Genomic DNA, 14,625 nt, shown 5'->3' with positions numbered 1-14,625 from the left:
AGATATAATAAATATAGTTTCTGTCTATACCAAAGGATATGCTAAAGAGCATTAGGACAAAAAAGATTATGAAAATCACCAGGCTATGGGCCTTAATTCTAATAAATTTAGACATCTCTTTCAATGTAATAACCCACCTTTTTCTTTGTCTTTATCAAATCGCTAAGTCCTATGTCTTCCAGTTTTTTCCTAAGTCTCATTATATTGACAGTCAAAGTATTATCGTCAATAAATTCGTCTGTTTGCCAGATCTTGTCCATTATTTCTTCCCTCTTGTAGACTTTTTCTGGATATTCGAACATCATCTCAAGAATCAAATATTCATTTTTTGATAGGGACAAATCCTTGCCAGCAAAAGTTAATACCATCCTATTTCTGTCTATTTCTATATCTTTATAGGAAAGCTTGCTAACAGTTTCGCTGTATTGGTAGGAGCGTCTCAAAACTGCTTTTATCTTTGCAAGGAGCAAGTCCAAGTCAAAGGGCTTGGTAATGTAATCATCAGCCCCCATATTTATAGCCATAATCTTGTTTAGATTTTCATCTGCAGAAGAAATGAAAATTATTGGCACATTTGATGAAGACCTGATTTTCTCACACCAATAATATCCATTAAAAAATGGCAGGGACACATCAAGTAAGACCAAGTCCGGATTGATTTCAAGGAAATTTTCGTACACAGAAGAAAAGTCATCTGGTGAAAATACTTCATAAGACCATGATTTCAAAAATTTCCCCAAAGACTTTAATATAACTTCGTCATCTTCAACTATATAAATTCTAACCATAAAAACCTACTTTCTACTATAATTATAAGGCAAAATCAGCAAAATAAAACCGCCAGGAAGGCGGCGCATTTTATCTTTCTTTTATTTTTTCTTTTATCTCAGAGATATCATAGCCCCTATCTTCCAAGTCACGGATTAGATTTGGAAAGGCCTTGAGAATTCTCCTCTCACTTTTCTTTTCAAAAATCGCTTTAAATTCGGCGCTTCTTTGGTCGAACTCTTTGCGTTTTTCACTTGTTAATTCAGCTGTTTCTATGCCCCTATCAGCAATTCTTTCGCCAATTTCGCTAGTAAGCTCACCAAGTTTTTCTGATGATCTTTCGATCTGTTTGAATTTCTTGTTGATTCCTATAATTGTATTGAAGCTTGCTGTAGTATCTATAGCAAAAAGAATAGCAACTATAATATTTATAGTAAGTGTTAGCTTGTAAGGCATAGCAAAGACCATAGATCTAATCATTGGGTGGATGGCTTCGTATAGGATAAAGCAAAGGGCTCCCCATAGTAAGGAATACTCCGCACAAATATGTCCACCAATGTTAAATTTCTTGTCCGAATAGTCCCACCATTTCTTATGAAATATCTTCTCTAGGATAAATCCAGTTATCAATTCTATAATTGATGCAATTATCATTGAAGCGAAAAATAGAAATATTTTATTCTCCGTATCGACCATGTTTAGGAGCAATATTATAGAAACGGCAGCAAAACCATAGATTGGGCACCAGGGACCATTCAAAACCCCGCAGTTGATGTATTTTCCAGCCCTTATCCCATTGTAGGAAACTTCCAAGACCCATCCTACTATGGCATAGATGAAAAAATATATTATATAAACTTTAGTCATATGACCACCTCAAAATCATTTGTGCTTCTTCTTTTTGATGATATCAATCCTATTCCATTTCTCTTCCAAGTCTTCTGATAGGTTAGGGAAAGCACGTAGGATTCTCTTTTCTCCAAATTTGTCAAAAAATTCTTTAAATTCAGCACTTCTTTGGTCAAATTCTTTGCCTATCTTAGAATTTTCAAGTTCCTTTTTCCTGTCTAAAGCAACAAAGGTCCTATCTGCAACTTTTTGGCCGATTTCATCTGACATTTTTCTGATATCTTTGGATTGGTCTTCTATCATCTTGAACTTCTCACTTAAGCCCATCAAGGTTATAACTGTAGCTATCAAATCAACTACAAAGATCAATCCCATTATTACATTTATCGGTATTATTATCTTTATTGGCATAAGATGTAGAGCTTTTCTAAGCATGGGATGGATGGCTTCATAGAGGATATAGCAAACTGCTCCCCAGATTAGGGAAAACTCAGCACATATATAACCACCAAGGTTAAACTTATTAGATCTGTAATCCCACCATCTCTTATGGAAGATTTTTTCCAAGATATAGCCTGTGATTAATTCTAAGGCACTAGCTACAATCGCCGACATAAAAAATATGTACAACTTGTTAGAATTGCCCAAATCTCCCAATATTAAAACAACAGCCAAAGCTCCAAATCCATATATTGGGCAATAAGGACCGTTTAGAAAGCCCCTATTAATAAATTTGCCCTGACTAATCACATGGAAAGAAACTTCCAAGATCCACCCAATTACTGCATAAATAAAAAAACAACTTATGTAATATTGCATGATTATTCCTTATAAAAATAAGCTCCCAAGAAAAATATCTCAGAAGCTCATTTACAAAACTTATTTTATACCTTCAACAACTTTCACAGATTCCTCTTTTTCAAGAGTAGATCTGGTGTAGATTTCGTTTTGGCCATCTTTAATAAAGATGTAGTTAAATGATCCATCATCCCAGTATTTGCCAGTGTTTTCACCAATGGTGATATCTTCTGCATCTTCTGGAACACTTACAAGTCCTGCCATTCTCTCTTCATTATTTGAGATTTGAACGGTGATTTTTTGGGCTGGATTTTTTGGAGCACCGTATTCTACAGTACGCAAATCATTTTTTTCATCTTTGAAGTTTTCACCAAAACCTTCTGGTAGGTATGAAAATTCTAGGTCATAGATGCCTTTTTCGCCTGAATCCTTGCTGTCAATCTCATTTGCTGGATCTGGCTCTACGGCTAGGTCTCCATCTTCCTTAGCTTCTTTTACTTCTTCACTTGCCTCTTGAGCTGGTTTTTCTTCTGTAGTTTCTGCCTTATTGCCACATGCAGCTAGTGGTGTTGCTAAAGCCAAAATTAATGCTAGTCTTAAATATCTCTTATTCTTCATCTTATCTCCTTAAAATATTACAGTGTTAATTATACTACAATACTTAAGAAAATTAAAAATTATTTGTTATTATTCTTCTCAATCTTTTTTAGATGTGCCTTTGCCTTATCCAAGAACTCTTCCATAACCTTTATCCTTGCGTAAGGCTTATCGTTGCCCTCAACTATTATCCAAGGTGCAAAGTCAAAATCAGTGCGGTAGAGCATCTCATCCATAGCTTCAATATATTGGCCCCATTTATTGCGATTGCGCCAATCTTCATCTGTTATCTTATAATTTTTGTCTGGATTATTAACCCTATCCATGAATCTTTGGTATTGTTCATCCTTATCTATAACCACAAAAAATTTCATTACCAAAGTTCCGTGATTTGCAATCTCTTTTTCAAATTCCTTAATCTCATCGTAGGACCTTGACCATTGTCTGGTAGTAGCAAATCCTTCCACTCTTTCTACCATAACTCTGCCATACCAAGACCTAGAGAAAATTCCCACATAGCCATCTTCAGGAAGTTTATCATAAAATCTCCACAAATAATGGTGGTCAAGCTCTTCCTTGCTTGGAGCTGAGATTGCATGGACTGTGTATAGTCTTGGGTCAACCTTTTTTACAAGTCTTTCTATAGCCCCATCTTTGCCTGCTGCATCCACACCTTCAAAGACAAGAACTGTGGATATTCCAGCTTCATAAAGCTCAAATATTACATCTCTAACTTCTTTTTGGAGCTTATCCTTTTTCTCTTTGTATTCGTCTTTGGATATGCTCTTATCTAGGTCCAATTTTTCAATAATAGAGTTTTGATCTTCGATAAATCTTTCGGTATTTTCATCATCTCTTTTCTGTGTAGATACTCTCTCTATGCCAATAGTTAGCATCTCAAGCATTTGGTAGAGCATAATTTTTGAAGCTTTTTTCAAGTCATCGCTATCAATTATAGTCCAAGGACTAAAGTCAAAGTTTGTCTTCTCCAATACATTTTCAAAGTGTTTTTTATATTTTTTATAATTTTTATTCTGCTCAATATCAGACTTAGTTAGATAGAAACTCTTTTGCTTGCTATCCTTCATTTGATCTATTCGATTTTTTTGCTCTTTTTCGCTCACATTTAAGAAAAACTTGATAATGATAGTCTCATCATCGTAGAGCATTCTTTCTATTTTTTCTAAGGATTGGATTTGCTTTTCCAAGTCCTTTTCGCTAATTTTTATATCGTCAAATAGCTTATAGTAAAATGACCTATCAAATATTTTAACATGACCCTTTTTTGGGGTATTAGTAAAAAATCTCTTTGCAAAAGGAAACTTTTTGTCGTATTCTTCGTCTTTTTCAAAAACTTCTACATCAAAATACTTAGGGTTCAATTCCTCACTTAGGTCATTGATTACATGACCCTTGCCGGCAGATTCAAAACCATCTACCATAACTAAGACAGGAATCTCCAAGTTTTCACAAATTCTCATCAGCCTTGCAAGGCGTTTTTGCAAATCTGACTTACTAATATCATCGTATTCATATGTTTTACTTAAATCCATAGCACTCTCCTTATAGTCACTAATACCCTTTTTTATATGATATCAGCCATTTGTGATAGATTTGTAATTTTGATTGTCTTATCTTTGATCTCTATCAAGCCATCATCGACCATATTTGAAAGTTCACGAGAAAGGGAAGGCCTTGTAGTGGCTAGGATATCTGCCCACTCTTCCCTAGAAAGATTTATCTTTACTAGAGAGTTTTCTTGATTTAACAATAGATACTTGCTTATTTTTTGGCGGAGGCTAGCCTGGGACGTGATTTGATTTGTCCTCGACAGTTCTAGGCATTTTCTTGAAAGCATATCTATATATGACTTCAAAAATTCTTCTGATCCAAAGGAGAAAATAGATGCAAAATCGTGGATTATAAGTATTTTGCTAGCTACTTCTGCTTGGGCAGAAAAGTCAAAGCCTTCTTTGAGATATGAGTAGACTTCCCCAAAAACTCCTGGTTTTTGAATCTTTTTTATGATAAATCTCTTGCCATTAGGATCAATTTTATAAACCAAAATACTACCTTCTATAAGATAATAGGCATCTCCTGTAACATCTCCCACCCTAAAGATGTGGTCTTCTTTTTGGTATGTCTTTTCTTCTATCATATTTTTTTCTTCTATTAATTTGATATCCTGGTCAGTTAAATTTTTAAACATTGAAATTTGTCTTAAATCCATAATTCACCTCGTCTTTATTATAAAAAATAGATGATGTTTTTACAAATTTTGTTCTACTCTTGCCATAGAAAGAATTTTCTTTAAATATTGTAGAAATTAAACTAAAATAACTTGAAATTTCCTTATCAACCTCATATACTATATTTATAGATATTTTTATCTTAAATTTTTTTATTGTATTAGTTATGTTTTATATAATATATTAAGTATAGTCTTAGTATAGGAAAGGATTAAAATATGGAGGAAACATTAAAAGATAAAACTACTAAGCTAGCTTTTTCAAAATCTATTGATATAGCACTAAAAAAGATAAAAAAAGATCCAGTAAGAGGTATGGAAGATATCACCGATATAATGGATAAGTACATAATGCCAAAAGATGCTGAGGAAAATAGTGCCAAGCACGCTCTTGACAGAATCAGAGGAGAATTTTCCGATCCGACATCAAAATGGGCCTCTTTTGCAGAAGATATAGTAAATGACATTGACGATAATGTCCTAAAACAGTTTATAATGACAGTAGCCTACAACGCTGTCTATAAGGGTAACTCCAAGAGAAATCAATTGCAAAAAGAATATAATTGCAATATCCCTTGGACAATATTATTTGATCCAACCTCAGCTTGTAACCTTGCTTGTACTGGTTGCTGGGCTGCCGAATACGGCCACAAAAACAATCTTTCTTATGAAGAAATGCAAAGTATAGTAAGACAAGGTAATGAAATGGGCTCATATTTCTTCTTGCTAACAGGTGGAGAACCTCTAGTAAGAAAAAAAGATATTATAAAATTGGCCAATGAATTTAATGATTCTGCCTTTCATATCTTCACAAACGGCACACTAATTGACGATGAATTTTGCGAGGAAGTTGCTAAAGCTGGCAATATTTCCTTTGCCCTATCTGTAGAGGGAACAGAAGAATCTACCGACTTTAGAAGGGGTGATGGAGTTTATAGCAAGGTTATTAACGCTATGGAAACTCTTAAAAAACACAAGCTTCTCTACGGTGTTTCTGTTTGCTACACATCAAAGAACTACTTACAGGTTACTTCAGATGAATTTATAGCAAATATGATAGATCATGGTTGTAAACTGGCTTGGTTTTTCCATTACATGCCTGTTGGCAATGATGCTGATGTATCACTTTTACCAAGTCCAGACCAAAGAAAATATATTTTAAAGAGAATTAGAGAGATTAGATCTGGATCTAGTCCTCACAAGATATACGCCATAGATTTCCAAAATGATGGTGAATTTATAAACGGTTGTATAGCCGGTGGTAAAAACTACCTACATATTAATTCTCAAGGGGATATGGAGCCTTGCGTATTTATCCACTATTCAGATTCAAATATTAGGGATAATACTATCCTAGAAGCTTTGCAAGCTCCACTATTTATGGCCTACCATGACAATCAACCATTTAATGACAATATGTTTAAACCATGTCCAATGCTTGAAAATGCAGGCAAACTTACAAAAATGGTCAATGAGACACATGCACACTCTACTGATTTAATATCTCCAGAAGATCCAAAAGATCTAGAAGGCAAATGTGCACCATATGCAAAAGAATGGAACAAGACAGCAGATGATATGTGGGAAATAAGAAAAGAAGAAAGAACAATAAAAAATTAAGGTAAAAACAAGAAAAGCTCAGACCTAATTTCCTAGGACTGAGCTTATTAATTTGCATTTATTTTCTAAATTTCTTCTTCCTTATAAACATAGGCTGGGTTGTTGCCCCTGCCTGGAACTCTCTTTAGTAATCCTGTAACCATAAGGGCTATTGCTCCATCTCCTGTGACGTTGCAAGCTGTACCAAATGAATCTTGAAGGGCAAATATTGAAAGCATGAGCGCTGTACCTGTATCATCAAAACCTAGAACAGAAATAATTAGTCCAAGAGAAGCCATAACTGTACCACCTGGTACTCCTGGTGCGCCTATAGCAAATATTCCCAATAGAATAACAAATAGTATCATGGAGCTTAATTCTGGAAGTTTACCATAAAGAATTTGTGATACAACCATTACAAAGAATGTTTCTGTAAGTACTGATCCACATAAGTGGGTATTTGAACAAAGTGGTATAACAAAGTCTCTTATCTTAGGATCGAGGGTCTTAGCCTTTGCTGCTGATTTTAGGGCAACTGATAGGGTTGCAGCTGAAGACATTGTTCCAAGTGCTGTCAAATATGCAGGACCGTAGTTTCTGAGTACTTCCATTGGATTTGTCTTTGAAATAGCTCCACCTATTAGGTATAGCAAGGCAAGCCATATGTAATGCATGATAATTACGATAAATATAATCTTTATAAATACTGGTAATTGCTTATTTATCACTCCTGTGTATGAAAGTTCAGCAAAGGTTGTAAATATATATAGAGGTAATACTTTGATTATTACTTTATTTACTACTTCCAAAGTAATGTTATTGGATTCTTTTAATAATTTATTCCAAGTTTCTGACTTTGACCATACTACTCCAAGACCTAGGATAACTGATGTTACTAAAGCTGTCATTACTGGCATTAGTGGATCTATGCTAAGTTCAAAGATTGACTCTGGAATTTGTTTTTGCTCTGCAAGCTCTGATGCTATATGTAGGTTTGGAATCACAGACCTACCAACAACTAGTGAGAACAAGGCTGCACCAACAGATGATATGTAGCAAATGATTAGGGTTATAGTTAACACCCTGCCTGCTTCTTCACTTAGAGAAACTATGGCAGGTGTTATGAATCCCAAAATTATGATTGGTACTGCATAAAAGATCAATTGACCCAAAACTGCTTTTATCGTATTTATTACAACTATAACTGACTCGTTACTTATATTTCCAACAATTATTCCTAAAATGATACCAAGAACTAGTTTAAAAATTAAACTATCAAATATTTTTTTCTTTCCCATAAATTTACCTCTTTTATCTATCTATTATATCCAACATCACTTTATCTGTTTGGGCAAAACCTAGGTGGGATAACTTGCCTATATTTATAATCGTTTCTTCTATACTATCACCTACTATGCCTACATTAGCATCAGTCACCACTCCATTTAGGGCAAGATAGGCTGCAATTACCGATTCTTCTGCACTGGTTGATAGTTTCATAGAACAAGACTCCTTTGCTCCATCACATACTATGCCAGTAAGGTTGGCAAAAACATTGGTACAAGCGCCCTCTATCTCCTCTTCGCTACCATCAAGCATAAAGGCAATTCCTGCACTAGCACCGATTGCTGCTCCTATAGCACATCCACATAAGCCAGAAAGTTTACCAGAATATTCCTTAACATAGCGGTTAATAATATGTGCAAAAAACAGACCTCTTGCAAGACTTTCATCATCCAGATTTTCTCTTTTTGCTACTATGTATATAGGTAAAACTACGCCAACTCCTTGGTTACCACTGCCCCCAGATGTCATTATAGGAAGAGCTCCACCGCCCATTCTCATGTCAGCTGCAGCTGCAGTTAGAATCCTAGTATCTGTAACAAAATTATCTGGCAAGATTTTGGCATCCTTTAGCTCTTTTAGTTTCTTGCCAAGTTCAAGACCATAGCCTTCTAAGCCCTCATTGGCCGCATTGAGGTTGACCTCAACTCCTTCTAAGACAAAGGCAATATCATCATAGTCCATGTCCCTTACAATTTGTCCAAGCTCTTCAAAAGACATATCTTTGATAGAGACCTTGTCCCCTTTGCCATCATCGGTTGGATTATCGTATATAACTTCCCCATTTTTGATGATTTTTACAATGTTTGAGTGGGAATTGGCTAGGACTACCTTGACCTTATCTTCTCCTGTAAATATTGAAAGTTCTACATATACATCAGGAACATTGTCAATATAGTTTACTGTAACCTTCCCATCTTTGACAAAGTCTTTGGCTTTTTTAATAGTAACATCTGTCAGCTTTGAAAAAACTAAAAGTGGACTAGTTGTTTTCTCCGTAAAAACACCTAGGCTTGCTGCTAAGTCCAAACCATGATTTCCTGTGTTTGGAATCTTGACAGCCTTGCCATTTTTAAATATGTTTTTACTGCAAAGCACCTCAATTTTTTCGATATTAGACTTATCAAGATATTCTGCTCCTACATTGGCAGCATAGGCAACTGCGACGGGTTCCGTGCATCCCACTGCCTTAGTCGAGTCTTCTTTTACAATATCGATAAGTTCTTTGTTTATCAGATTTTTATCCATACTCATTGTCCTCCAAAGAAATTATAATATACTTTTTTTAATTTTGCAAACGGTTTCATAGTTATTATAAATATAGTTGCGAGGTCAATTTTTTCTAAAAAAATCAGCCTCCTTATTAAGGAGACTGGTGATTTTATGCTGTCATTGTTTTTAGATCTTCTTCTACTGTTGTGTTTGGCGCAATATTGAAGTTTTCTACCAAGAAATCTACTACAGTTTCTGATAGGAAAGCTGGTAATGTTGGTCCTAGGTGGATATTTTTTACTCCTAGACTTAGTAGGGCAAGCAATACTATTACTGCCTTTTGTTCATACCAAGCTATGTTATACTCGATTGGCAAATCGTTGATATCATCTAATCCAAAGGCATCTTTTAGTGCTAGAGCAATTTGAACTAGTGAGTAAGAGTCGTTACATTGGCCAGCATCTAGGACTCTTGGAATTCCATTGATATCTCCAAGACCAAGTTTGTTGTAGCGATATTTTGCACAACCTGCTGTAAGAATTACATAGTCTTCTGGAAGTCCTTGAGCAAATTCTGAATAGTAGTTTCTTTCTTTAAATCTACCATCACATCCACCCATTACTACGAATTTTTTGATGTTTCCATCTTTAACTTCTTCCACAACCTTATCTGCTAATTGGATAACTTGATTGTGAGCAAATCCACCTACTACCTTTAAATCCTCAAGATTAGTTGGAGCTTCACATGTTTTTGCTAATTCAATGATTTCTGAGAAGTCTTTGTTGCCATTTTCATCTGCTTCTATATGTTTACATCCTGGATATCCTGCTTGTCCTGTTGTAAACATTTTATCTTGGTAAGTATTGTTCTTCTTCATTGGCACTATACAGTTAGTTGTCATAAGTATTGGACCATTAAAGGATTCGAATTCTTCATTTTGGTGCCACCAAGATGAACCATAGTTGCCGTGGAAGTGGTCATATTGTTTAAATTCTGGATAGTAATTTGCAGGTAGCATTTCTGAGTGAGTATAAATTTCTACTCCGCTACCCTTTGTTTGTTCTAGTAGCATTTTCATATCGTGTAAATCGTGTCCAGATATTAGAATTCCTGGTTTATCTCCTGCAGAATAATCTACTTCTGTAATTTCTGGATGGCCATAGCTTGTTGTATTAGCTTTATCTAATAGAGCCATTGCCTTTACTCCGTGTTCACCTGTAGCCATTACAAGGTCAATTAGGCTAGGAATTTCCTTGTCGTCTTTTGTGGTCTCTTCAAGAGCGTGAGCTATAAATCTATCAACTTCCACATCTCTATATCCAAGTACATTTGCATGGTGGTTGTATGCAGCCATTCCTTTTAGGCCATATGTAGTAAGTTCTACTAGAGATCTTTCATCCTCATTAAGAATATTTAAAACACCAACTTCAATTGCTTTTTTAGATAATTCTTCATCATCCATTGATGTATAAAGAGCAAAATCAGATAATTCTTCTTTGTTTTCAATTTTTTCTAAAAGTTCATCTTTCATTTTGATAGTTTCTTTAACAACTTTCATAATTGCATCTGTATCAAAGTTTGCATTTGTAATTGTTATAAATAAGTTGTTTGAAATCCTATCATAAACTTTATCATTGTCCTCGCCAATTTTATTAGCAACTTCAGCAAGTCCTTTTGTAACATATATTAATAAATCTTGGCTGTTTGCTGTATCTTCTTTTTTACCACAAACACCTTGAATAGTACATCCTTCATTTTTAGCTGTTTCTTGACATTGGTAACAAAACATATTAACCTTCCTTTGTGTTTTCTTATCTCTCTTACTATGTCTATATTATAAAAGCTAATTTACAAAAATTCAGTAACATATGTTACTAATTCTTAAAAAAATCGACTTAAGGGTATAATTATAGCAAATCAAAAAAATTAGGAGGCAATATGTCATTATTTGGAAATCTATTTAAAAAAGATAAAGAAAATGAAAATACAAATTATAGCAATAAAGTTTTAGTACCTATAACAGGTATAGTTTCAAGCGTCAAAGAATGCCAAGACCCTGTTTTTGCAGGAGAAATGGTGGGTAAGGGAAGCTTGATCTTACCAAGCGAGGGTAAGGTTTATAGCCCTGTTGATGGTGAAATCTCAATGGTAGCTGACTCAAAACACGCCCTAGGAATTACCTCAAATACAGGTCTTGAAATCCTAATACACATTGGCCTTGACACAGTTGAACTAAATGGCGAACCATACACCTCTCACGTAAGCCAAGGACAAAAGGTAAAAGCTGGAGACCTATTAATGGAATTTGATATTAAAAAAATCAAAGCAGCTGGCAAATCAGTAGAATCACCAGTTATTATAACCAATGCCGACGATAAAGAAATCAATCTTCTGGCAAATGGTCAAACAAACCACGGCGAAGAATTAATGGAAGTAATCGGCTAATATATGAAACTCATTGGAGTTGACGTCGATGGAACGCTATTAAATAGCGAAAATAAAATCACTCCCAGGACACGTCAAGCCCTTATAAGGGCTGGCGAAATGGGACACAAAATTGTTATAGTTTCTGGTAGGCCAACAGAGGCAGTCAAAGATCTAGCAAAAGAGCTTAAATTCGACAAATTTGATGGTCTCCTATCAAACTATAATGGTGGATCAATCACAAATTACGCTAGCGGCAAAGTTTTAGTAAACCATAATTTAGAAAGAAATTTGGCCCTAGAAATCCTAGACAAAACTAGGTTTCTAAATATAATAGTCCCTTATAAAGATATGATATTATCTGACAAAGACCATAAATTTCTAGAGGCAGAAAAAAAGCTACTAGGACTTGAAGCAAGGATAGTAAGTGACATTAGAGATAAGCTAGATTTTGATCCAAACAAAATCCTCTTTGCAGCAGATTCGGCAAACCTCGAAGAACACATCCCATTTCTAAAAGAAAACTTTGGTCATAAAACAAGCCAAGTAAGAAGCCATAGGAATTATTATGAGATTATGCCCAAGGGCCTTTCAAAGGGCAATAGTCTCCTAGAAATTGCAAAGATATACGGCATAGACCAAGCTGACATCATAGCCTTTGGCGATGAAATGAACGATGCCAGCATGATAGAAATAGCGGGAACGGGAGTTGCCATGGCCAACGCTGTAGAGCCAATCAAAAATATGGCAGATTACCTGACACTTTCTAACGATGAAGATGGCATAGGGGATTATTTGGAGAAATTTGTCCTATAAAGATCCATTAAGTGAGGCGATATAATTGTATATTTTAAGAATAGCATCTCTTATAATCATACTTCTAGCAATTCTCGTCATGGCAAGCCACTTTGCCCATCTAATTACTTGGATAAATAAGATTTTGGGCAATATGGACTACAATCCTGATATCAAAGAAAATATCAGTGAACACGCTGGGGAAAATCTCTTTGCTGATAGAGATGAAGTTTTTGCAACAGTAAACCACTATGCAGAGATCATGAATGAAGTTACTATAAAATCTTTCGATGGCACTAGGCTATCCGGGGCCTATCTTTTTGGTACAAATAAGGATTTGTGGGTGATTCTAATCCATGGCTACACTGCAAGAAATCTCACAATGTTTACCATAGCTGACAGGTATTACAAAAAGGGCTATTCCGTACTTGCACCAGATTTGAGAGGCCACGGCAAAAGTTCCGGCATCTTTACTACATATGGTATAAAGGAAAGCAAGGATATAATCTGCTGGATAGATTGGATAAGAAAGAAAAATCCCCATGCAAAAATAGTCATCCAAGGCGAATCAATGGGAGCAGCTACAGCCATGTATGTGGCAGGAGAAAATCCTATAAATGTCATAGCTTTAATTGAAGACTGTGGCTACACAACATACTACGGTATGTACGAACACCAGGTCAACAAGAGATTAAGATTCCTATATAAGCCTGCTGCTCTAGTAGCAAACCTATTCATAAAACCTCTCATAGGAGCAGACCTCTTCAAATCAACTGAAGATGCTATGAGAAAAACAAAAATTCCAACCCTCTTCATCAACGGAGGAAAAGATGACATAGTCCCAGTATCTATGTGTCAAAAACTCTACCAAGCTCATAGAGGGCCAAAGGAAATTTACATAGCAGAAGGCGCAGACCATGCTGAGTGCAAACTCTATGACGAGGAGATTTACTATAAAAAAATCTTTGACTTCATAGACTTCAATAAAGAACATAGAGATATAATATGATAGGGAAAATAATACTTATAATCTTATTTATAATTCTAATAGCATTAATAATAGGGGCAAATCACCTAGTAAACAAGGCTTGCCTTAGAAAATATTATATGACAGACGACCCCATCAAAATAAGCAAGGAAGAAAACAAAAAAGCTAAGCAAGAAATAAGTGCAAATAAGGCAAGGCTCTCAAAAATAGAAGATTACTATATGGACATAATGTCTCCTTGCACCATTAAAAGTTTTGACGGCCTAAAACTATATGGCAAGTACATAAAAAATGATACTTCTAACAATTGGGTCATTTTAGTCCACGGCTACACAGCAGACGCCAAATCCATGCTAAGCCTAGCAGATGAATACTACAAAAAAGGATTTTCAATACTAGCTCCTGACCAAAGAGCCCACGGCCAAAGTGAAGGAGCTTACACAAGCTTTGGAATCAAAGAAAAAGAAGATATGAAAGCACGGATTTCTTGGATTAAAGAAATGGACAAAGAAGCTAAAATCATTGTCCACGGCGAATCAATGGGAGCAGCGACAACTATGTTTCTTGCAGCTGACAATCCAGATAATCTAGTAGCTTTCATAGAAGATTGTGGCTACACAAGTTTTTATGCCATGCAAATCGACCAACTAAAAGGCGATTTAGGAGTCTTGGTATATCCCATTACTTTTATAGCAAATATAATAGGTAAAATCAGATTCTCCAGTGATTTTTATAAATCCAACATAGACTCCATGAAAAACACAAAAATTCCAGGCCTCTTCATTCACGGCAAATCAGATAGACTCGTCCCAGTAAAAATGTGCTTCGACCTCTACAAGGCCCACAAAGGCAAAAAATCCCTATACACCCCAACTCCAGCCGACCACGCCGAATGCAAATTCTACGACCAAGACGAATACTTTAGGCAAATATTTGAGTTTTTGGAAGGTTTGGGAATAAGAGATTGAAATTATTTATATAAAACAAAAAATAGAGACTTTCA

Annotated in this window: 14 protein-coding genes; 5 read left to right on the top strand and 9 right to left on the bottom strand. The window is 35.3% G+C overall.

Annotated features, from left to right (window positions below):
• Window positions 1–107: 107 nt before the first annotated feature.
• The 6 genes from QNH69_RS03710 to QNH69_RS03685 all read right to left on the bottom strand — a co-directional run bounded on the left by QNH69_RS03710 (window position 108) and on the right by QNH69_RS03685 (window position 5,242).
• On the bottom strand, window positions 108–788 hold the full coding sequence (locus QNH69_RS03710; RefSeq protein ID WP_282929266.1) for a response regulator transcription factor: 681 nt from the start codon (window positions 786–788) through the stop codon (window positions 108–110).
• A 70-nt stretch (window positions 789–858) separates the two neighbouring features.
• The gene (locus QNH69_RS03705) at window positions 859–1,635 is read right to left on the bottom strand and encodes a putative ABC transporter permease (protein ID WP_282929265.1); all 777 of its coding nucleotides are present in this window, start codon (window positions 1,633–1,635) and stop codon (window positions 859–861) included.
• A gap of 15 nt (window positions 1,636–1,650) precedes the next feature.
• Window positions 1,651–2,436: a putative ABC transporter permease gene (locus QNH69_RS03700; protein ID WP_282929264.1), complete on the bottom strand. Its 786-nt coding sequence runs from the start codon at window positions 2,434–2,436 to the stop codon at window positions 1,651–1,653.
• Between the two features lie 60 nt (window positions 2,437–2,496).
• On the bottom strand, window positions 2,497–3,033 hold the full coding sequence (locus tag QNH69_RS03695; protein ID WP_282929263.1) for a DUF4367 domain-containing protein: 537 nt from the start codon (window positions 3,031–3,033) through the stop codon (window positions 2,497–2,499).
• A gap of 59 nt (window positions 3,034–3,092) precedes the next feature.
• Window positions 3,093–4,565, bottom strand: a complete 1,473-nt coding sequence (locus tag QNH69_RS03690; protein ID WP_282929262.1) for a hypothetical protein — start codon at window positions 4,563–4,565, stop codon at window positions 3,093–3,095.
• 32 nt (window positions 4,566–4,597) lie between these two features.
• Window positions 4,598–5,242 (bottom strand): Crp/Fnr family transcriptional regulator, encoded by a 645-nt coding sequence (locus tag QNH69_RS03685; protein WP_282929261.1) that lies wholly within the window; start codon window positions 5,240–5,242, stop codon window positions 4,598–4,600.
• Between the two features lie 237 nt (window positions 5,243–5,479).
• On the opposite strand from QNH69_RS03685, the gene QNH69_RS03680 reads away from it, so the two are divergent.
• Entirely contained in the window at window positions 5,480–6,880 is a 1,401-nt protein-coding gene (locus QNH69_RS03680; protein ID WP_282929260.1) for a radical SAM protein, read from the top strand.
• Window positions 6,881–6,945: 65 nt separating this feature from the next.
• On the opposite strand, the gene QNH69_RS03675 is transcribed toward QNH69_RS03680, so the two are convergent.
• The 3 genes from QNH69_RS03675 to hcp form a co-directional block, all read right to left on the bottom strand.
• Window positions 6,946–8,157, bottom strand: coding sequence for a dicarboxylate/amino acid:cation symporter (locus tag QNH69_RS03675; RefSeq protein WP_282929259.1), 1,212 nt, complete (start codon window positions 8,155–8,157; stop codon window positions 6,946–6,948).
• Window positions 8,158–8,170: 13 nt separating this feature from the next.
• The gene (locus tag QNH69_RS03670; RefSeq protein WP_282929258.1) at window positions 8,171–9,457 is read right to left on the bottom strand and encodes an L-serine ammonia-lyase, iron-sulfur-dependent, subunit alpha; all 1,287 of its coding nucleotides are present in this window, start codon (window positions 9,455–9,457) and stop codon (window positions 8,171–8,173) included.
• Between the two features lie 127 nt (window positions 9,458–9,584).
• Complete coding sequence (hcp, locus tag QNH69_RS03665; RefSeq protein ID WP_282929257.1) at window positions 9,585–11,204, bottom strand: hydroxylamine reductase; 1,620 nt, start codon at window positions 11,202–11,204, stop codon at window positions 9,585–9,587.
• A gap of 149 nt (window positions 11,205–11,353) precedes the next feature.
• On the opposite strand from hcp, the gene QNH69_RS03660 reads away from it, so the two are divergent.
• The 4 genes from QNH69_RS03660 to QNH69_RS03645 are packed head-to-tail and all read left to right on the top strand — an operon-like array spanning window position 11,354 to window position 14,590.
• On the top strand, window positions 11,354–11,860 hold the full coding sequence (locus tag QNH69_RS03660) for a PTS glucose transporter subunit IIA (RefSeq protein WP_282929256.1): 507 nt from the start codon (window positions 11,354–11,356) through the stop codon (window positions 11,858–11,860).
• A 3-nt stretch (window positions 11,861–11,863) separates the two neighbouring features.
• Window positions 11,864–12,655, top strand: a complete 792-nt coding sequence (locus QNH69_RS03655) for a Cof-type HAD-IIB family hydrolase (protein WP_282929255.1) — start codon at window positions 11,864–11,866, stop codon at window positions 12,653–12,655.
• A 25-nt stretch (window positions 12,656–12,680) separates the two neighbouring features.
• Complete coding sequence (locus QNH69_RS03650; RefSeq protein ID WP_282929254.1) at window positions 12,681–13,643, top strand: alpha/beta hydrolase; 963 nt, start codon at window positions 12,681–12,683, stop codon at window positions 13,641–13,643.
• Entirely contained in the window at window positions 13,640–14,590 is a 951-nt protein-coding gene (locus tag QNH69_RS03645; RefSeq protein WP_282929253.1) for an alpha/beta hydrolase, read from the top strand. The genes QNH69_RS03650 and QNH69_RS03645 overlap by 4 nt, the downstream gene beginning before the upstream one ends.
• The last annotated feature ends 35 nt before the right edge of the window (window positions 14,591–14,625 follow it).

Origin of the sequence: Anaerococcus sp. Marseille-Q7828, assembly GCF_949769285.1 — a bacterium.
Lineage (GTDB): Bacteria > Bacillota > Clostridia > Tissierellales > Peptoniphilaceae > Anaerococcus.
The sequence above is the reverse complement of the archived record's forward strand: the minus strand, read 5'-3'. Positions and strand labels throughout refer to the sequence as shown.